Origin of the sequence: Burkholderia sp. Ac-20379, from assembly GCF_017104645.1 — a bacterium.
GTDB lineage: Bacteria > Pseudomonadota > Gammaproteobacteria > Burkholderiales > Burkholderiaceae > Burkholderia.
This window is the reverse complement of record NZ_JAAGPF010000050.1, coordinates 1-18,192: the sequence shown is the minus strand read 5'-3', so window position 1 is coordinate 18,192 and position 18,192 is coordinate 1. Positions and strand designations below refer to the sequence as shown.

Sequence of the window (18,192 nt, the reverse complement as noted above, 5' to 3'; positions counted from 1 at the left end):
CCTCACAACGCCGCCACGCCATGAACGACGTCATTCGCCTGCACAACACGTTGACGCGCAAGAAGGCGCCGCTGCAAACCGCCCGGCCCGACCGCGTGACGCTGTACGTGTGCGGCCCGACCGTCTACAACTTCGCGCATATCGGCAACGCGCGGCCGGCCGTGGTGTTCGACGTATTGGCGCGCCTGCTGCGCCACGATTACCGCGAGCTTGTCTATGCACGCAACTTCACCGACGTCGACGACAAGATCAACGCGGCCGCGGCGGCCAGCGGCCAGCCGATCGGCGCAATCACCGCCCGCTATATCGACGCCTATCGGGACGACATGCGGGCATTGGGCGTGCTCGCGCCCGATCTCGAGCCGCGCGTCACCGAGCACATCCCCGACATCGTCGCCCTGATCGAAACGCTGGTGCGGCGCGACCACGCCTATGTCGCGCAGGGGCACGTGCTCTTTCACGTGCCCTCGTACGCGGATTACGGGCATCTGTCGGGGCGCCGCCCCGAGGACATGCTCGCCGGGGCGCGCGTCGAAGTGGCGCCCTACAAGCGCAATCCGCTGGATTTCGTGTTGTGGAAACCGTCCACGCCGGATCTGCCCGGCTGGGACAGCCCGTGGGGACGTGGCCGCCCGGGATGGCACGTCGAGTGTTCGGCGATGATCGAAAGACATCTGGGCCGCACCATCGATATTCACGGCGGCGGCCAGGACCTGATCTTCCCGCACCACGAAAACGAAATTGCCCAGGGAACCTGCGCGCACGACGCCCTGTATTGCCGCACCTGGATTCACAACAGCTTCGTGACGGTGGACGGCCAGAAGATGTCGAAATCGCTCGGCAACGTGTTGCTGGTTCGCGATCTGCTCGATCAGGCGCGCGGCGAGGCGATTCGCTTCGCGTTGCTGGCCACGCACTATCGCTCCCCGTTGAACTGGAACGCGCGGCGGCTCGCGTTGGCAAGGCAGAGCCTGATGAGATGGTACGCAGTGCTGGCGAATGCCGACAGGCGACAGGCTTGCGCCCCCGAGCAAGCAGCCGAGCCCGACCCGCTCGTGCTGTCGGCATTGCGCGACGATCTCAACGTCCCGCTCGCGATCCATCGCCTGCACGAGCTCGCCGCCCGGGCGCGCCGGGCCGCCTCGCCCGCCGAGCAATGCCAGGCTGCGGCGCAACTGCGCGCCGCAGCGGCGCCGCTGGGCCTGCTGCAGGATTCCGCGCCCGTTGCACTGGCCGCATTGCGGCGTCAATCGAGCGCGCCGCGCGCGGCGTTGACGGCCGAGCGCGCCGAAACCCTGATCGCCGAGCGCGACGCGGCCCGGCGCGAGCGCGACTTTTCCCGCGCCGACATCTTGCGCCGCATGCTCAACGAGGGCGGCGTCGTGCTCGAGGACACCTCGCAAGGCACGCAATGGCGCTTCGCGGAGCTTGCGGCCCGCTCTTGATCTCTTCTTTCCGCTCCTTATCCACACCATGATTGCCACCGCTTCAAGCCTTGTCGAGGCCATCGACATCACCTTCCCCGACGGCGCGCGTTACCGCTGCGCGAAAGGCAGCACGGTGGCGGAAATCGTCGCCGCAACGCGGCCCGACCTCGCACCGAACGCGCTCGCGGGCGAGATCGGCGCGCAGCTGCTGGATCTGAGCGACACCATCGAACACGACGCGCAACTGCGCATCGTCACGCCGGCCGACGCCGACGGGCTCGCGATCATCCGCCATTCGTGCGCCCACCTGCTCGGTCACGCCGTCAAGCAGCTTTATCCCGACGCGCAAATGGTGATCGGCCCCGTCATCGAGAACGGTTTCTACTACGACGTGGCGCTTTCCCGGCCGTTCACGCTCGACGCGTTGGCGGCCATCGAGCAACGCATGCGCGAACTGATCGACCGCGATTACGACGTGATCAAGCGGGCGGTGCCGCGCGACGAGGCCATGCGCATTTTTCGCGAGCGCGGCGAAACCTACAAGCTGCGGCTGATCGAGGACATGCCCGAGGTCGCGACGCTGAATCTGTATGTCCACCAGGAATACATCGACATGTGCCGCGGCCCGCACGTGCCGAACACCCGCTTCCTCAAGGCCTTCCGGCTGACACACCTTGCCGGCGCCTATTGGCGCGGCGATGCGCGCAACACGCAACTGCAGCGGCTGTACGGCACCGCGTGGGCCGACGCGAGCCAGCTCGCCACCCATCTCGCACAGCTCGAAGAGGCGGAGCGCCGCGACCATCGCCGGCTCGGCCGCGAACTCGATCTGTTCCATTTTCAGGAGGACGCGCCGGGCGCGGTGTTCTGGCATTCGCGTGGCTGGACCGTGTTTCGCGAGTTGATCGCCTACATGCGCCGGCGCCAGCACGAAGCGGGCTACCTCGAGGTCAACTCGCCCGACGTGATGGATCGCAGCCTGTGGGAAATCTCCGGCCACTGGGACAACTACCGCGATCACATGTTCACCACGGCGACCGAGGACGGCCGCGCCTTCGCGCTCAAGCCGATGAACTGCCCGGGGAGCGTGCTGCTGTACCGTCACGGCCTGAAGAGCTATCGCGACCTGCCGATCCGCATGGGCGAATTCGGCAAGGTGCACCGCTACGAACCCTCCGGGGCGCTGCACGGGCTGCTTCGGGTTCGGCACTTTACGCAGGACGACGCACATATTTACTGCACGCCCGCGCAGATGGACGAGGAGTGCCGCGCCGTGATCGCGCTGGTGATCGATATCTACCGGCAGTTCGGCTTCGACGACGTGCGCATCAAGCTCTCGACCCGCCCGGCGAACCGGATGGGCGACGACGCGACCTGGGACCGGCTGGAGGGCGCGCTGACGAGCGCGCTCGATCACATGGGCCTGCCCTGCGCGATCAACCACGGCGAAGGCGCGTTCTACGGCCCCAAGCTCGAATTCGTGCTGCGCGACGCGATCGGCCGCGATTGGCAATGCGGCACGCTGCAGGTCGACATGAACCTGCCCGAGCGCTTCGGCATCGAATACGTCGACGAGGACGGCCAGCGCAAGCGCCCCGTGATGCTGCACCGCGCGCTGTTCGGCTCGCTGGAGCGTTTCATCGGCATCCTGATCGAACACTACGCCGGACGGCTGCCGCCCTGGCTCGCGCCGGTTCAGGCAATGGTGCTGTCGATCTCGGAGGCGCACGCCGATTACGCGCGCGATGTCGCGCGCGTGCTGGAAGGGGCCGGCCTGCGGGCCGAAGCGGATACCCGGCGCGAGAAGATCGGCTACAAGATCCGGGCGCAGGTCGTGCAACGCATTCCGTTCCTGCTGGTCGTGGGCGCCAAGGAGTTCGAGGCGCGCACCGTCTCGATCCGATCGCGGGACGGCGTCGATCTCGGTGCGATGCCGATCGCGCAGGCCTGCGCCCTGCTCGCGAACGAGTGCCGGGCGCCGGACCACGCCACCCGCATTGCGGCCCGCCACGCGCTGTTGGAGCGCGTCGGCCTGAACACCAACGAAGCCACCAGAGCACACGCATGAAACCCGTCTCTCACACCGCCGCCATCGCCAGCATCGCCGGCGTCGCGCTGGCATCGCGCGATTCGATCGAGCAGGTCGAGGAAGGCCACGCCCTCGCGCCGCGCTTCGACCACGACGGCCTGATCGCCTGCGTCACAACCGAGGCCGCCAGCGGCGAGGTGCTGATGCTCGGCTACATGAACCGCGAGGCCCTGGCGCTGACCATCCGCACCGGCGAGGCGCACTACTGGAGCCGTTCGCGGCGATCGCTGTGGCGCAAGGGCGCAACCAGCGGCTTGGTGCAGCGCATCGAGGAGATGCGCGTGGACGACGATCAGGACGCGATCTGGTTGCGCGTCAGCGTGGACGGCTCCGGCGCGAGCTGCCATGTCGGCTATCGGTCATGCTTCTACCGGCGTGTGCCGGTAGGCGCGAGCTACGCGCAGAATCCGCTGCTGGTGTTCACCGAATCGGAAAAGACCTTCGACCCGGCGCGCGTCTACGGCGACGCGCCCAATCCGACGATCCTCTGAGCTTGCCGGGCGAGGCGCGGCGGAGCGGCGGCGCCGCGCTCGGTTCGTCCGAACACGGCGCGGCCGGCCGCTCGACCCGATAGCCGACTCGCGAATCGGCGACGATACGTTTCGGCTCGATTTCACGACCGTGACAGTCAGGATTTCACGCCGAACAGCGTCAACCCTTCCTGATCGAGCGCACGCTGCACGGCGGGCCGCCGGCCGAGGCGCTCGGCGTGGGCATGCCATGCCGGGTACAGGTTCGGGCCGTCGATTCCGATTCGAACGACCCAGCGGTACACGGCCAGCAAATAGGGATCGGCGATCGTGAAGCGGCCGCCCGTCGCGTAGCCGCCCGTCCCGGTCAACATGGCCTCGATCGTGCGCGAGGTGTCGTCGATGATGCGCCGGCCGTTTTCCATCACCGCTTCGTACTGCGACGCATCGCCGATGAAACGATGCGGGCGCCAGAGTTCGGTCCAGCCCATGCCGTGCACCCAGCCGGCGATCCAGTTCAGCAACTCGTGGCAGCGGGCTTCCCCGAGCGGATCGGCGGGAACCAGGCCCGCGCCGGGATGCTGCCGCACCAGATACGCCATGATCGCCGGCAGCTCGGTCAGCACGTTCGCCTGCCCTTCCACGTGCAGCGCCGGTACGCGCCCTTTCGGATTGACGGCCAGATACTCGGCCGACTGCGTGGCCCCGCTGGCGATCACGGTCGGCGCGAGCGAATACGGAACGCCGAGTTCTTCCAGCACGACATGGACGGCGAGCGAACATGCGCCGGGCGAATAGTAGAGTCGATAGGTCATGAGCGATGCATCGCCGCGAGCGTTGAAGTGAGCCCATGCTAGCGGGCGGCCTCCCGCATGTCAGGGATTCTGTATCGAAAATCGGAAAACGGCGGTAACCCGCTGTTTTCTATCGGGCCGGTTTGTACTATCGATACGAACGAAACGCCGCCGGCAAGCGCCATTCGCGGGCGCGTTCGGCGCAACGATTGCCGCGAACGCCTCGCGTTTTTTGAAAAACCGGCACGCCAACCTTCCGACGAATTCGATTCGCTCCGTATTCGTTCGCACCGATAGTACAAAAAATAGCCTTTGGAATCATGACCATCCGGATGGTACGGGCTGCGAATTATGACAAACCGCGACGGCGTTCGATGCCCCTCCTAGCATCTCCGTGCACAACATCGGATATTCATGCGGAGGGGAATCATGCAAACCTACACGTCTGCCGCCGGCAGCACTTCAACCCGGCACGAACGGCTCGTCATCATCGGCTCGACGCTGGGCACGCTGTTCGAGTGGTACGACTTTTTCCTGTACGGCGCGGTGGCGTCGGTCTTTTCCAAACAGTTCTTTTCGGCCTTGTCGAGTTCCAGCGCCTATCTGTTCGCGTTGATCGCGTTCGGCGTGGGCTTCGCCGTCCGGCCGCTCGGCGCGCTGATCTTCGGCCGGCTCGGCGACAAGGTCGGCCGGAAATACACGTTCCTCATCACGATCGTCCTGATGGGCGGCTCGACGTTCTGCGTCGGCCTGCTGCCCACTTACGCGCAAGCCGGCATCCTCGCGCCGATCCTGCTGCTTTCGCTGCGCGTGCTCCAGGGCCTCGGGCTCGGCGGCGAATATGGCGGCGCCGCGATCTACGTGGCCGAGCACGCGCCGGCCGGCAGGAAAGGCCGCAACACGAGCTGGATCCAGATGACCGGCGCCGGCGGCACGATTCTCTCGCTGCTCGTGGTGTTCGTCTGCCGATCGCTGTTCGGCGATCAGTTCGAGGAATGGGCCTGGCGCGTGCCGTTTCTGCTTTCGGCCGTGATGCTGGCCGTGTCGATCTACATCCGCACGGCGCTGCACGAATCGCCCGTCTACGAACGCATGAAGGCCGAGGGCAAGACGTCGCCGGCGCCGATCCGCGAGACGTTCGGCAACTGGTCGAACGTGAAGGCCATGCTGATCGCGCTGTTCGGCCTCGTGACGGGCGTGACGACGGTGTTGTACACGGGCCAGACCTACACGTTCTTCTTCCTGACGCAAACGCTGCATCTGAACGTCGGCTCGGCGAGCTTCGTCAATGCGGCGTCGCTGATCGTCTGCCTGCCGATGATGTGGATCGCCGGCTCCGTGTCCGACCGGATCGGCCGCAAGAAGGTCATCCTCACCGGCTGCCTGCTGGCCGCGCTCACGTTCTTTCCGATCTTCCACGCCATCACGCACTTCGCGAACCCGGCGCTCGAAACCGCCGCGGCAACCAGCCCGGTCACCGTGAAGGCCGCGCCCGGCGCCTGCAGCGTCCAGTTCGATCTGCTCGGCAACAAGCCCTCCAGCAAGGAATGCGATCAAATCAAGGCCGCGCTGGCCAAGGCCGGCGTGCCGTATTCGAATCTCGCGGGTGCGGCGGGCGAGCGGCCGACGGTGCAGATCGGAGACACGGTCATCGCCGGCTTCGACGCGAAGGCCATCCATGCGAGGCTCGAAAGCGCGGGCTATGCCGGCGTCGCGAACGATGCGCAGATCAACCGCCCGATGCTGATCCTGATGCTGTCGATCCTCTGCGCCTACTTCGCGATGGTGTACGCGCCGGTGGCCGCGGCGCTGGTCGAGATGTTCCCGGCACGCGTGCGCTATACGGCGATGTCGTTCCCGTATCACCTGGGCAACGGCATCATCGGCGGCTTCTTTCCGGCGGTGGCGTTCGCGATGGTCACCACCACCGGCGATATCTACTTCGGCATCTGGTATCCGGTGTTCTTCGCAGCCCTGACGTTCGTCGTTGGCGCGTTGTGCCTGAAGGAACACCATCGGGACGAGCCGGCCTGATGGCGGTGTGACGGCGGCCCGGGCCGCGTTTTTCGCGGCCCGGGCCGAACCGGCAACCGGCAACGAAGCGCCTACTTCGTACCGCCCTGCCACCCCGCACCCTGCTGTTCGCGCCATTCCGGGGTCGTGACGCCGCCCACGCCCCAACTGTCGAGCTCCACTTCGTCGATCACCACGAACGTCGTGTGCGGCGGCTTGCCCATCACCTCGAACAGCAGATCGCTGACGCCCTTGATGAGCGCCTTCTTTTGCTCCGGCGTCGTCGCCGATGCGCCAGGCGCGGTGCCTTCGCGCGTCACCTTGATGTTTACGTACGGCATATCGCCTTCCTTCATTGAAATACGGATCGACCCGCCGGCTCAGGCAATGGTCAAACCCACGTCGACGTTGTTGCGCGTCGCGTTCGAGTAGGGGCACAGCCGATGCGCGAGATCGACCAGCTTGCCGGCCGATTCGCGATCGACGCCGGGCAGCGTCACCAGCAGATCGGCGGTAATGCCGAAGCCGCCTTCGGAACGCGGCCCGATGCCGATCGTGGCGCTCACCGTGGTGTCGGCGGGCACCTTGAGCTTCAGTTGCTGCGCGGCCACCTTCAGTGCGCCGATGAAACACGCCGAATAGCCTGCGGCAAAGAGTTGCTCCGGATTGGTGCCCTCGCCGCCCGCGCCGCCGAGTTCCTTCGGCGTCGAGAGCCGGGCTTCGAAATGGCCGTCGTCCGAGTAGGCCACGCCGTCGCGGCCACCCGTCGCGGTGGCGCGCGTGCGATATTTCACGTCGATTGTCATGATCGGTACTCCGTATTGACCGGGCGCTTCAAGCTTGGCGGGGGGCGCGTCGCCGCGCCCCCCGGGGGCAACGATTTACCAGCGACCGGCGTGCTGGCCGCCATCCACGTTCAGCGTCTCGCCTGTCACGAACTTGGCGTTTTCGAGGTACATCGCGGCTTCCACGATTTCCGACACTTCGCCCATGCGGCCCATCGGGTGCATGCCGTTCAGCACGTCGTGGGTCGGCTCCGGATGCATCGGCGTCTTGATGATGCCGGGTGCGATCGCGTTGACGCGAACGCCGCGCTGCGCGTATTCGATGGCCAGGCCACGCGTGGTGGCGTCGAGCCCGCCTTTCGTCAGCGTGGCCAGGCCCGTCGGCGCGCCGGCGATCGCCTGACGCACCAGCGTGGTCGTGATCTGGACGATGTGGCCGCTCTGTTGCGCGAGCATCGGCTCGAGCGCGAGCTGGGTGATATGGAAAAAGCCGGCCAGGTTCACGTTCAGCATGTTCGTGAAATCCTCGACCGTGTACTCCGTGAACGGCTTGCCGATGAAGATGCCGGCATTGTTGATCAGCGTGTCGATCCGGCCGAAGCGATCGATGGCCGCCTTCACGATCCGGCGCGCCACGTCGCGATCGCTCACGTCGCCCGGCACCGCGACGACGCCGTCGTCCGCGCCTTGCTTGATGTTGCGCGAGTTGGCGATGACGACGAACCCGCTCTTGCGATAGCCTTCGACGATACCCGCGCCGATGCCTTGCGACGCGCCGGTCACGATCGCCACTTTCTGCTGATTGCTCATGATCCTGCTCCCATTGCTTGGTTAAACCGAATTCCGGCATGGCTGCCGGACGCATCCGATATGCGTTCCTGCCCGGGCCGCCGGGCGGCCGGGATCGCATCCAGCGCGAGCGTTTCGCCGAGAACCGGCGACGCCGTGCTGCATTGCGTCGAACCCATCGTAGGCGCGTTGCCGCATTCGCAAAATCCGCTATCCTCTCTCAATGGCTGAGAAAAAACGCACAGAGGTAGATTGGCAGGACGTCCGCGTATTCCTTGCGCTCGGACGTCATGGGAGCTTGTCCGCCGCGGCGCGTGCGCTGGGCGTGAATCACGCGACCATCTCGCGGCGAATTCAATCGCTCGAGGCCACGCTGGGAGAAAAGCTGGCGGAACGCCGGCCGGAAGGGTATGTGCTGACGCCCGCGGGCACGCGCGCCCTGATCGTCGCCAGCGATATGGAAACCTCGGTGCAAACGCTCGGCCGCGGCGGCACGGACGATTCGCCCAAGGGCATCGTCCGCATCAATGCGCCGCCCGCGCTCTCGCAAGCCTTTCTGATCCGCAAGCTCGCGGAGCTGCCGATTCGGCACCCCGGGCTCGACATCGATCTCGCCACCGATCTCCGTTCGATCAGCCTCGAGCGGCATGAAGCGGATATCGCGGTGCGCGTCGACCGGCCGGAAGACGGCGATTTCATCGCCAAGCCGGTGGGTTCGATGGCTTACGGTTTTTACGGCACGCCGGCAGCGTGCGAACGGATCGAAGCAGGCGGCGAACTCACGCTCGTGAGCTTCGACGAGGCCAGCACGTATATCCCCGACGCCGGCTGGCTCTCGCAGCAATACCCGCAGGCACGCGTGGCGTTCCGCGCCAGCAACCATGTCGCGCAGGCCGCCGCGGCGCGTTCCGGCGTGGGCCTGGCCCTGTTGCCGCACTACATCGGCCGGCAGGAAGCCGAGCTACGCCCATGCGACCTAGGCCCGACCCGACCGCCGAGGGAAATATGGCTGCTGCTGCGGCGTCAGGATCGCAAGGATCTGCCGATCCGAACCGTGGTGGAGCATGTCGCGCGTGTGTTCGACGAGGCGCGCGCATTGTTCGAGGCGTGATGGGCGCCTGTGCGGCCAGCGTCGCGCAATCGGCGCCGGCCGCGCCCGATCACTTCGGCGCCGCGCCCGTGTCGTGGTCGAACTCGATGCGGATGCCGCCCGGCTCGTAAATCATCGTATGACGCTTGGTGCCCTTGCCAAGCGGCTCCGGCGCGAACTCCACCCGCGCGCCCGGCCATCCGGACACCCGCTCGAACACCGTGTTCAACGCCGCTTCGCTCGCCACGCGCAGCGCGAGATGGTGCAGGCCGACGTTGCGCTTCCGGTCGAACTCGACGAGCGCATCGCGCTCCGTCACTTGCCACAGCGTCAGCGTGACGTGCCCGTCCGACACAAACGCGGCCGGATACTCCGGCCGCTCGCCGACGACTTTCCAGCCGAGGCATTGCTCGAAGAATTGCCGCGTCGACGCGAGATCCCGAACCGCGAGGCCGAGATGGTCGATGCCGCAGGTAAGCGCGGAGTTGGACATGGTGGTTCGTTCCTTCAGGTTGAATGAAGGCCGCGCGCAGGCTCGATACGAAGCCGCGGCAGCCTGGAAGCAGCGTCAGTTCGCAATCGGCAGCGCCGGGTTCGCGCGGGTTCCGCTGGCGTTCCGGTTCGCGGCGTTTGCAGCGTTCGGGGCGTCGGGCATCGGCACGAAGCCGGGCCAGGCCTCGATTCGCGCCAGCCAACGCCGGATGTTCGGATAAGGCGCGAGCGAGAACCCGCCTTCGGGCACATGCGCGATGTAGGCGTACGCCGCGACATCGGCCAGCGTGGGCCGGTTGCCGATCGCATAGCTTTGCTTGGCGAACATGGGCTCGATCGTGTCGAAGAACTCGGCCGTGATCCGCAGCCCGGTGGCCATCGGCACCAGTTCTTCATCATAGACGACGAGGCGGCGCACCGCGCACGGCCCATAGGCGATCGGGCCCGAGCAGTACGAGAACCACTGCTGCACCGCCGCCGCCTCGACCGGATCGTCGGGCAGCCAGCTCGCATCGCCGTAGCGGCGGGCCAGATACGTGAGGATCGCCGTCGATTCGTACACCGTCACATCGCCGTCGATCACGACAGGCACCAGCAGGAACGGGTTGCGCGCGTGGAAGGCCGGATCGAGCAAGGCGCTCTGCGGAAACCGTTTCGGCTCCACGTCGATCTTCTCGTAGGGCAGGCCGAGCATCGACAGGTACAGCTGCACGCGATGGCTGTGGCCGGAGTAGGTCATCGCATAGAGCCGGATCGGCTGCGCGGGCCAGGGTTGTCTGGAATCGGACATGGGGAGCGTCATGCAAGCGAGGCGTCAAATGGACGAGGCGGCCGAGCCCCAAAGGTGGGCGAACCGCAGCAGCCCCGTCTCGACGTGGCAGTTCAGATATTCGAACGCGGGCGCGGTGCCGAGCACGAACACTTCGTGCCAGGTCACGACCGAGCGTTCGGCGCCGTACTTGCGGCGCATCGCAAGCGCGTGCCGGAAGATATCGAGGTGCGTCTGATGCGATTCGGACCAGCGTTCGAGATGGCCGAGCGACAGGAAATAGCCGTGCTTCGAGGTTTCGCGCAGCGGCTCGCCGTGCGCGTCGAGATTGACGAGCGGCCGCAGCAGCAGGCAGCCCGACGTGTCGGGATGCTCGACCAGATGCTGCATCCCGGCCTCGAGCTTCGGCTGGAGATTGTCGTAATAGTCCGCGAGCTGTTCGCCTTCGGCTTTTTGCCAGTATTGCCCGGATCGGATGCTGACCACGTTCGGCGGCAGATCGATGCGCACCCGCGGCGCATTGAGGGGCACGCGGCTTTCTTCGGGCACGTCGTCGCCATACGGCGATTCGAGCGCATCGATGGCCGAAATCGGCAGGCGATCGCGCATCGCGCCGAAATACCCGGCGGTGTAGGTCTCCGCCAGTTCGCTGCGCGCCGTGCGGCCCACGCCCACCCGGTAATACGGCTCGGAGAAGATCGTCTCGAAGCGGTCGTACGGCACGCTGACCGTCTCGCGCCAATACCCCACGCCATCCCGTTCGCGATCCGAAGCATTCCACCAAGCGTTGAAGCCGCTGGTGCGCTTCCACATCGCATGACGCGTCACGTCGGTCCAGTAGGCCACCACCACCGAATCGGTCAGGCCGTTCGCGCCGGTGTGACGCAACGCTTCGTGACAGTCGGGCCCCCACGGCGCGTCGAAACCGGGGCGGGCGCGCTCGAAGAACGCGCGCTCGACCGCCGCATCGGCCCCGTCGTGCTGCACCGCCAGATAGTCGGAAATGACGGCCGTGACCGGCATGTCCCACCGCACCGAGAATTTCGGCTTGTCGGGACGGAAGCCGTTGCGGCGCCGCTCGGGCACCGTTCGTTCGTACTCGATATGAAAGCTCATTGGTTCGCTCCATGCCCCGGCAACGCCTGCGCATCGATCTTCCGCTCCGGGGACACGCCGCTGAAATCGATGGAAAGACTGCAGCGGCCGGCCATGCTCACCACGAAGCGTGCTTCGATGGCGCATCCGGCCGCTCAGACCCATTCATCGTATTCGGGCGCGCCCACCCTGTCGCATGGCTTCGCATCACGCGCATCCAATCCAACTCAAATACCTGTTTTATATACGATTTGCTTGTACTATCCGGCCGAACGAAAAGCCGCCAGCGGGCGCAAAAAAACGCGGTGCGCCGGCAGGCGCACCGCGTTCCGCGGGTCGCGGCGCGGCGCCGTTATTCGGCCGAGAATGTCACCGGCGCCATCGGCGCGGTATTCACGCTGAGCTTGAAAATATCGGGCCGCGAGTAATGGCCCACCACGTCGAAGTCGAGGTTGCTGGCGCGCCCCACAGCGGTATCGATGTCCGCGTAGAGAATCGTTTCCGTATCGAACACCGGCCCGGCCAGCACCTTGCCGAGCGGATCGACGATCATGCTGCCGCCGTGCATGATGTAATCGGCCTCGCCGGCTTCCAGATGGAAATCGTCGCGGAAGAACGCCGGGTATTCGTCGAGACGGATCGCCTGGCAAGCGCTCAGCACGTGCACGCGCCCTTCCAGCGCAATGTGGATCATCGACGGCGCCCAGCTCGCGCGATCGTCGGCGGTGGGCGCGCAGTAGATCTCCGTGCCCTGCGAATACATGGCCTGACGAAACGCCGGCATGTAGTTTTCCCAACAGATCACCGTGCCGATCGTGCCGAGCTGCGTATCCACCGGCGCGATGGTCGAGCCGTCGCCGAAACCCCAGATGATCCGTTCGGTTCCGGTCGGCATCAGCTTGCGGTGATGGCCGGCCACGCCCTTGCCCGGCGCGAGCGTCACGCCCGTGCAATACAGCGTGCGCCCGGCGCGCTCGATCACGCCGATCACCACGTGCACGCCGGTTTCGGTCGACACGTCGGCCAGCAAAGCCAATTCCGGGCCGTCGAGTGTCACCGCGCCTTCCAGATACTTCAGGAAATGCGCGCGCCCGCCATCGGTGCGGCGGCCGACCAGCGTGCCGAACGACGCGCCCTTCGGATAGCCGCCGATGAACGCCTCGGGAAACACGGCCAGCGTCGCGCCTTCGCGGGCGGCGTCGCGGATCAGGCCCGCGGCCTTCTCGGCGCTCTTCATCGGCTCGAACGGAACGGATGCGGCTTGTACGACAGCAGCTTTGAACATCGTGCAACTCCAGTTTTCTTCAAGGTTTGCGACACGGACACGCATGCACGGCTTCAGGTCAGCCCTGCGCGATGTCCCGTTCCTTCGTCTCCGGCAACATGAAATAGAGGATGACGAAGCAAATCAGCGAAATGCCGGCCAGGTACCACGCCGGAATGTTCGGGTTGTGGGTCCAGCGAATCAGCGCGGCGGCCACGAACGGGCCGGGGCCGGCCAGCACGGCGAGCGCGAGGTTGTGGCCGACGGCGGCGCCGGTCGAGCGGATCGACGCGGGGAACACTTCCACCAGCAGCACCACGTCCATCACCGCCGTCACCGCGACGAGCGCCGCCAGCACGATCAGGCCGGCCAGGATCGCGAGGGTGTTGCCGGTGTTCATCAGCACGAAGATCGGATACGCGAGCACGGTCAGGCCGAGCGCCGAGGCGAGCACCAGCGGGCGCCGGCCGATCCGGTCGCTCAAGCGGCCCACCAGCGGCTGGAAGATCGTGTAGAGCACCAGCGCGAGGCTGCAAAGCCACAGCGACGCCGTTTTCGTCAGCCCGACCGTCTGCGTCAGGTGGTTGTTCGCGTAGGCGATAAAGTAGTACAGCGAAACGCCGAACAGCGCCGAGAACGCGAACGTCGTGACCATCGCGCGCCAGCGCTCGCCCTTCGGCACGGCTTCGATGCCGTTCGCTGCGCGCTTGCGCCGCACTTCCTCGTACACCGGCGTATCGCCCAGGCGGCGGCGGATATACATCGCCACCACCGTCATGAACACCGAGGCGACGAACGGCAGGCGCCAGCCCCACGCGGCCAGATCGGCCTCGCTCAGCCACATCGACAGCAGCGCGGCGATGAACGTGCCGACCAGGAACGCGGCGGCGGCCGTGCCCGTGATGACGCTCGCGGCGAGCGCGCGGCGCGTTCTCGGCGCGCTCTCGACGATGTAGATGCCCGCGCTCGACCACTCGCCGCCCACCATCATCCCCTGCAGGAAGCGCAGCAGCACCAGCAGGGCCGGCGCGGCCAGGCCGAGCGAGGCATAGCCGGGCAGCAGGCCGATCAGCGTGGTGGACAGGCCCATGCCGAACACGGTCGCGATCAATACCGCGCGGCGCCCGAGCCGGTCGCCGATCGGCCCCAGCACCAGCGCCCCGAGCGGCCGCGAGACGAATCCCACCGCGAACACCGCCAGCGCGGACAGCAGCGAGATGCCGGGCGCGCTCGACGGAAAGAAGGTCTTGCCGATGATCGAGGCGAAATAGCCATAGATCGCGAAGTCGAACCATTCCATGAAATTGCCGATACCCACGGCAAGCGAGCGTTTTCGCAGGTCGACGCGCGCATCGGCGGCCGCCTCGTCGTGCATCACGACGGCTGTGTTCGTCATACGATTTCCCCCTGGTTCGTCCGGGTTCCAGCCCCGATAGATTGGTTGCACGCGCAGTTGCATGACGTGCCGGCGTCAGTGTTAAATGGGCCCTTGATTTAATCAAACGATTGATAAAAATGAGCGTCATTAACGTGGCTAATATCAGCCGGCTCGATCTGAACCTGCTGGTGGTGTTTCAGTGCGTGATGGGCGAGCGCAGCGTGACGCGTGCGGCCGAGATCCTGAACCTGACTCAGGGGGCGGTCAGTTCGTCGTTGCGGCGGCTGCGCGAGAACTTCGGCGACGAGCTGTTCGTGCGCGGCGAAGGCGGCATGATCCCGACGCGGCGCGCGCTCGAACTTGCGCCCAAGGTCACCGAAGCCCTGGCGGCGATCGCGGTGATGATCGACGGCAAGGCGCCGTTCGCGGCGGAAACGTCCGCGCGCATCTTCAACATCGCGCTGTCCGACGACATCGAAAGCTGCGTCTCGCCGATGCTCGTCAACGAGGGCGCGGCCCGCAACCTGTCGATCAGCCTCGCGTTCCTGCAGACCAACAGCACACTGTGGAAATCGGCGCTGGCCGACGACGCGGTGGATCTCGCGCTGGTGTCCGAGCCGAAAGCGCTCAGCTCGCATTACTCGTCGCAGATCCTGTTCTCGTCGTCGTACTCATGCCTCTACGACGGCCCGCGGCTGAACATCAAGAGCCCGATCACGCGCGACGAATATCTGGCGCATCCGCATGTGCGCGTGTCGCGCGACGGCCGCCGCGGGTTCGTCGACGATCTGCTGGAGAGCGAAGGCATTCCGCGCCGGGTCAGCGCGTCGTTCACGCATTTCTCCGGCGCGCTCGCCTCGCTCGTGTATTGCGACGCGATCGCCACGCTGCCCACCTTCGCCGCGCACGCCTATGCGCGCATCGCGCGGCTCACCGTCAGCCCCGTGCCGATCACCACGCCGGCGTTTCGCGTGTTCATGGTCTGGAAGGCGTCGCGCAACGACGATCCGCAGAACGCGTGGCTGCGGCGCTTCATTCTCGACACGACGCGCGAGCTGCAGTACGAAGGCACGCGCACGGCCGCGGTAGCCGGCGCCCATCCGCAGGCGCGCAGAAAATCGGCGGCCGGCTTCACTGGAGCGGAATCATGAATCTCGTGGAATTGTTGCAATCGGCCGGCATCGACGGGCACAAGGCCGATTTCTATCTCGCCTCGCTCGAACTCGGCGAAGCCACCGTGGCGGCGATCGCCCAGAAGGCCGGCATCGGCCGCACCAACGCCTACGAGGTCATGGATCGGCTGCTCGCCGCCGGGCTCGTGGCCACCGTTCAGAAGGGGGCGCGCAGCTACGTGATCCCGCAGGATCCGATCATGCTGCTCAGGCGCGTCGAGGCACAGCGGCAGGCGGTGCAGGAAATGCTGCCGCAGTTGCGCGCCATGCACAACTCGGCGGGCGGCAAGCCCAAGGTGCGGTATTTCACAGGTATCGAAGGCATCAAGGCCGTGCTCGACGAGATGCTCGATTGCCGCTCGCGCGAGCTGTGCGCGATCATGGCGAACAGCGAATTGTTCAGGATGCCTGGTTATGAAACGATCGCGAGCGTGGTGGCCAAGCGCGTGAAATCGGGCGTGTCGCTGCGCGTGATCCGCTGCGGGCCGGCCGACACGCGCGATTTGTGGCGTACGTCGAAGCGCGAGCGCCGCGAGCTGCGCTTCGCGCCCGCCTCGTTCGACGCCGGCGTGACGACCTACCTGTACGACGACACGGTGGCATTCATTTCGTCGAAGGCCGAGCACTACGCGCTGTCGATCCAAAGCGCGGAAATGACGGCGTTCCACACCGGCCTGTTCGAAGTGCTGTGGACAGCCAGCACGCCGGATGCGCCGGCTGACGCCGCCGGCTGAACCTCCATTCCGGTTCGGCTGCGCGCGCTCGGCAACGCGCCGGCCTCGCTCAACCTGGAACCGGCAAGCCGCGCGCGAGCACGACGCCGTCGGCGCGTTCTTCCGTGCGCACCCCGCCCAGCTCGCGCAACGACGCCGCCGGCCCGGCACGCCCCCCGTGTCGATGATCGGCTGCCAGGCCGCCGGCATGCCGAGATACACGTCGAGTGCGCTGTCCGCGCAGAGTGCCAGCCCGCGGGTGCGGGCGACAGGCCAGCTTGAAACCGATCGATCGAACATTGAGCGCGTGGATTGTTATTCGAGTGATTTGCATCAAACACGCACGCGTCAGCCGGCATCGGAGCGCGCGATGCGATTTCGATAGCAGAAGAAATTGGTTGGTCCATGCCCGCGCGCCTTTCACAATCCCGCTTTCGCGGGCCGCCATCGCGCCCGCCTCGTCTCGCCACACCTCATCACACGCCCGACATGAAACCCCACGTACTGCTGATCAAAAGCGGCGGCGCCGCCGCGTTGCCCGAATGGCGGGCGGAATTCGCCCGATGGGCGCCCGCGCTGGCGGTGCACGACTGGAACGACCCCGAGGTCGCGCCCGACGCCGTGGACTACGTGCTGGTCTGGGAACCCGAGCCGGGCCGGCTGGCGCGATTCCCGAACCTGCGCTTGATCCTGAGCGCCGCATCGGGCGTCGACCACATTCTGGCCGACCCGAGCCGCCCGCCCGATGTGCCGGTGGTGCGGATGGTGACCGGCGAAACGCGGCAACGCATGACGGACTTCGTGGCGCTCGCGGCGCTGGCGCTGATCCGCCAGCTTCCCGCGATCATCGACGCGCAGCACGCGTCGCGCTGGGACGAAACGCTGACCGGGCGCCTCGCCACCGATACCCGCGTGGGCATCCTCGGGCTCGGCGAACTGGGCGGCGCGGCGGCGCGCACGCTGTCCGCGCTCGGCTTCCGGGTGAGCGGCTGGTCGCGCACGCCGAAATCGATCGCGGCCGTGACCAGCCATCACGGCGAGGACGGCCTCGACGCCTTGCTCGCGCAAAGCGACCTCCTCGTGAACCTGCTGCCCGACACGGCCGCCACGCGCCGCCTGATCGATGCGCGGCGGCTGGCGCGGCTGCCGCGCGGCGCCGGGCTGATCAACGTGGGGCGCGGCACCCATCTCGACCCCGATGCGCTGCTCGCCGCGCTCGACGACGGCCACCTGAGCGGGGCCGTGCTCGATGTGTTCGAGGTGGAGCCGCTGCCCGCGGCAAGCCGCTTCTGGCGGCACCCGAAGGTGATCGTCACGCCGCACGTGGCCTCGAACGTGTCGCGCCGCGCCCGCGCGCAACAAGCCGCCGCGACGATCGAGAACGACCTGCGCGGCGGCTCGCCGCGCCATCGCTACGACGCGGCGGCAGGCTATTGAGCGCGGCCGGCCCAGGCTGCGGCGAGCCGGAGATCGCTGCGCCGCCCCCCTGATAAGCATTCGCGAAATGCCGCAAAGTCGCGCCGGAAAGTGCCGCCATAATGAGCCGCCTCGCGCGGCGGCCCGCCGCGTCTCTCGTTTCGCGCCGCGGCAGCCGTGTGCGGCGCGCCGGCCGACGCTTGGCAGCGCGCACGCTCGCGCCGCCGCCCGCCTGCGTGCCTCTCGCGACATGCCGCCACGTCACCCCTGAACGTCCCGCCATAGTGAGCCGCCTCGCCCGGCCGCCCGCCGCGTCTCTCGTTTTCCATAGGGGTCCGCAATGGTTGAACCGACCCGCGCGCGCGCCCACGACGACGCACACTTCGACACCGCCAGCCTCGACGGCCACGGCATCTCGCGCCGCCGCTTCTTCGGC

17 protein-coding genes are annotated in these 18,192 nt (G+C 66.7%); 8 read left to right on the top strand and 9 right to left on the bottom strand.

From position 1 onward, the window contains the following. Window positions 1-20 precede the first annotated feature (20 nt). The 3 genes from cysS to hisI are packed head-to-tail and all read left to right on the top strand — an operon-like array spanning window position 21 to window position 4,007. Window positions 21-1,445 carry a cysteine--tRNA ligase gene (gene cysS, locus G3N92_RS09750; RefSeq protein ID WP_206127253.1) on the top strand — a complete coding sequence of 475 codons (1,425 nt, stop codon included), beginning with the start codon at window positions 21-23 and terminating at the stop codon, window positions 1,443-1,445. 28 nt (window positions 1,446-1,473) lie between these two features. Then, entirely contained in the window at window positions 1,474-3,495 is a 2,022-nt protein-coding gene (gene thrS / locus G3N92_RS09745) for a threonine--tRNA ligase (protein ID WP_206127252.1), read from the top strand. After that, window positions 3,492-4,007, top strand: a complete 516-nt coding sequence (gene hisI, locus G3N92_RS09740) for a phosphoribosyl-AMP cyclohydrolase (protein WP_206127251.1) — start codon at window positions 3,492-3,494, stop codon at window positions 4,005-4,007. The genes thrS and hisI overlap by 4 nt, the downstream gene beginning before the upstream one ends. Window positions 4,008-4,144: 137 nt before the next feature. Here hisI and G3N92_RS09735 read toward each other — a convergent pair whose 3' ends face one another. After that, complete coding sequence (locus G3N92_RS09735) at window positions 4,145-4,801, bottom strand: glutathione S-transferase N-terminal domain-containing protein (protein ID WP_206127250.1); 657 nt, start codon at window positions 4,799-4,801, stop codon at window positions 4,145-4,147. Window positions 4,802-5,209: 408 nt separating this feature from the next. Here G3N92_RS09735 and G3N92_RS09730 point away from each other — a divergent pair, with 408 nt between their 5' ends. Beyond that, a complete protein-coding gene (locus G3N92_RS09730) occupies window positions 5,210-6,814 on the top strand; it encodes an MFS transporter (protein WP_206127249.1) in 1,605 nt (534 codons plus the stop codon). Window positions 6,815-6,885: 71 nt separating this feature from the next. On the opposite strand, the gene G3N92_RS09725 is transcribed toward G3N92_RS09730, so the two are convergent. The 3 genes from G3N92_RS09725 to G3N92_RS09715 all read right to left on the bottom strand — a co-directional run bounded on the left by G3N92_RS09725 (window position 6,886) and on the right by G3N92_RS09715 (window position 8,388). After that, complete coding sequence (locus G3N92_RS09725; RefSeq protein WP_206127248.1) at window positions 6,886-7,134, bottom strand: 4-oxalocrotonate tautomerase family protein; 249 nt, start codon at window positions 7,132-7,134, stop codon at window positions 6,886-6,888. 39 nt (window positions 7,135-7,173) lie between these two features. Continuing rightward, entirely contained in the window at window positions 7,174-7,593 is a 420-nt protein-coding gene (locus G3N92_RS09720; protein WP_339385873.1) for an organic hydroperoxide resistance protein, read from the bottom strand. 81 nt (window positions 7,594-7,674) lie between these two features. Beyond that, window positions 7,675-8,388: an SDR family oxidoreductase gene (locus tag G3N92_RS09715; RefSeq protein ID WP_206127246.1), complete on the bottom strand. Its 714-nt coding sequence runs from the start codon at window positions 8,386-8,388 to the stop codon at window positions 7,675-7,677. Window positions 8,389-8,590: 202 nt separating this feature from the next. On the opposite strand from G3N92_RS09715, the gene G3N92_RS09710 reads away from it, so the two are divergent. Further along, window positions 8,591-9,478, top strand: a complete 888-nt coding sequence (locus G3N92_RS09710) for a LysR family transcriptional regulator (protein WP_206127245.1) — start codon at window positions 8,591-8,593, stop codon at window positions 9,476-9,478. A gap of 49 nt (window positions 9,479-9,527) precedes the next feature. On the opposite strand, the gene G3N92_RS09705 is transcribed toward G3N92_RS09710, so the two are convergent. The 5 genes from G3N92_RS09705 to G3N92_RS09685 form a co-directional block, all read right to left on the bottom strand. Beyond that, a complete protein-coding gene (locus tag G3N92_RS09705; RefSeq protein ID WP_206127244.1) occupies window positions 9,528-9,950 on the bottom strand; it encodes a VOC family protein in 423 nt (140 codons plus the stop codon). 75 nt (window positions 9,951-10,025) lie between these two features. Next, on the bottom strand, window positions 10,026-10,739 hold the full coding sequence (locus tag G3N92_RS09700) for a glutathione S-transferase family protein (protein ID WP_206127243.1): 714 nt from the start codon (window positions 10,737-10,739) through the stop codon (window positions 10,026-10,028). 24 nt (window positions 10,740-10,763) lie between these two features. Then, complete coding sequence (locus G3N92_RS09695; protein ID WP_206127242.1) at window positions 10,764-11,834, bottom strand: phenylacetaldoxime dehydratase family protein; 1,071 nt, start codon at window positions 11,832-11,834, stop codon at window positions 10,764-10,766. Between the two features lie 331 nt (window positions 11,835-12,165). Continuing rightward, window positions 12,166-13,098, bottom strand: coding sequence for a carbon-nitrogen hydrolase family protein (locus G3N92_RS09690; protein ID WP_206127241.1), 933 nt, complete (start codon window positions 13,096-13,098; stop codon window positions 12,166-12,168). Window positions 13,099-13,156: 58 nt separating this feature from the next. Continuing rightward, on the bottom strand, window positions 13,157-14,473 hold the full coding sequence (locus tag G3N92_RS09685; RefSeq protein WP_241014694.1) for an MFS transporter: 1,317 nt from the start codon (window positions 14,471-14,473) through the stop codon (window positions 13,157-13,159). A gap of 119 nt (window positions 14,474-14,592) precedes the next feature. Here G3N92_RS09685 and G3N92_RS09680 point away from each other — a divergent pair, with 119 nt between their 5' ends. The 3 genes from G3N92_RS09680 to G3N92_RS09670 all read left to right on the top strand — a co-directional run bounded on the left by G3N92_RS09680 (window position 14,593) and on the right by G3N92_RS09670 (window position 17,777). Beyond that, on the top strand, window positions 14,593-15,606 hold the full coding sequence (locus G3N92_RS09680) for a LysR family transcriptional regulator (RefSeq protein ID WP_206127240.1): 1,014 nt from the start codon (window positions 14,593-14,595) through the stop codon (window positions 15,604-15,606). Next, on the top strand, window positions 15,603-16,361 hold the full coding sequence (locus tag G3N92_RS09675; RefSeq protein ID WP_206127239.1) for a helix-turn-helix domain-containing protein: 759 nt from the start codon (window positions 15,603-15,605) through the stop codon (window positions 16,359-16,361). The genes G3N92_RS09680 and G3N92_RS09675 overlap by 4 nt, the downstream gene beginning before the upstream one ends. Before the next feature lie 468 nt (window positions 16,362-16,829). Further along, complete coding sequence (locus G3N92_RS09670; RefSeq protein ID WP_206127238.1) at window positions 16,830-17,777, top strand: glyoxylate/hydroxypyruvate reductase A; 948 nt, start codon at window positions 16,830-16,832, stop codon at window positions 17,775-17,777. Window positions 17,778-18,192: the final 415 nt, after the last annotated feature.

What these genes read in the sequence shown, in the direction of transcription:
- G3N92_RS09680 (WP_206127240.1), top strand. Translation starts at nt 14,593, where the DNA reads ATGAGCGTCATTAACGTGGCTAATATCAGCCGGCTCGATCTGAACCTG.
- G3N92_RS09710 (WP_206127245.1), top strand. Translation starts at nt 8,591, where the DNA reads ATGGCTGAGAAAAAACGCACAGAGGTAGATTGGCAGGACGTCCGCGTA.
- cysS (WP_206127253.1), top strand. Translation starts at nt 21, where the DNA reads ATGAACGACGTCATTCGCCTGCACAACACGTTGACGCGCAAGAAGGCG.
- G3N92_RS09725 (WP_206127248.1), bottom strand. Translation starts at nt 7,134, where the DNA reads ATGCCGTACGTAAACATCAAGGTGACGCGCGAAGGCACCGCGCCTGGC.
- G3N92_RS09705 (WP_206127244.1), bottom strand. Translation starts at nt 9,950, where the DNA reads ATGTCCAACTCCGCGCTTACCTGCGGCATCGACCATCTCGGCCTCGCG.
- G3N92_RS09685 (WP_241014694.1), bottom strand. Translation starts at nt 14,473, where the DNA reads ATGACGAACACAGCCGTCGTGATGCACGACGAGGCGGCCGCCGATGCG.
- G3N92_RS09690 (WP_206127241.1), bottom strand. Translation starts at nt 13,098, where the DNA reads ATGTTCAAAGCTGCTGTCGTACAAGCCGCATCCGTTCCGTTCGAGCCG.
- G3N92_RS09695 (WP_206127242.1), bottom strand. Translation starts at nt 11,834, where the DNA reads ATGAGCTTTCATATCGAGTACGAACGAACGGTGCCCGAGCGGCGCCGC.
- hisI (WP_206127251.1), top strand. Translation starts at nt 3,492, where the DNA reads ATGAAACCCGTCTCTCACACCGCCGCCATCGCCAGCATCGCCGGCGTC.
- thrS (WP_206127252.1), top strand. Translation starts at nt 1,474, where the DNA reads ATGATTGCCACCGCTTCAAGCCTTGTCGAGGCCATCGACATCACCTTC.
- G3N92_RS09675 (WP_206127239.1), top strand. Translation starts at nt 15,603, where the DNA reads ATGAATCTCGTGGAATTGTTGCAATCGGCCGGCATCGACGGGCACAAG.
- G3N92_RS09735 (WP_206127250.1), bottom strand. Translation starts at nt 4,801, where the DNA reads ATGACCTATCGACTCTACTATTCGCCCGGCGCATGTTCGCTCGCCGTC.
- G3N92_RS09730 (WP_206127249.1), top strand. Translation starts at nt 5,210, where the DNA reads ATGCAAACCTACACGTCTGCCGCCGGCAGCACTTCAACCCGGCACGAA.
- G3N92_RS09715 (WP_206127246.1), bottom strand. Translation starts at nt 8,388, where the DNA reads ATGAGCAATCAGCAGAAAGTGGCGATCGTGACCGGCGCGTCGCAAGGC.
- G3N92_RS09670 (WP_206127238.1), top strand. Translation starts at nt 16,830, where the DNA reads ATGAAACCCCACGTACTGCTGATCAAAAGCGGCGGCGCCGCCGCGTTG.
- G3N92_RS09700 (WP_206127243.1), bottom strand. Translation starts at nt 10,739, where the DNA reads ATGTCCGATTCCAGACAACCCTGGCCCGCGCAGCCGATCCGGCTCTAT.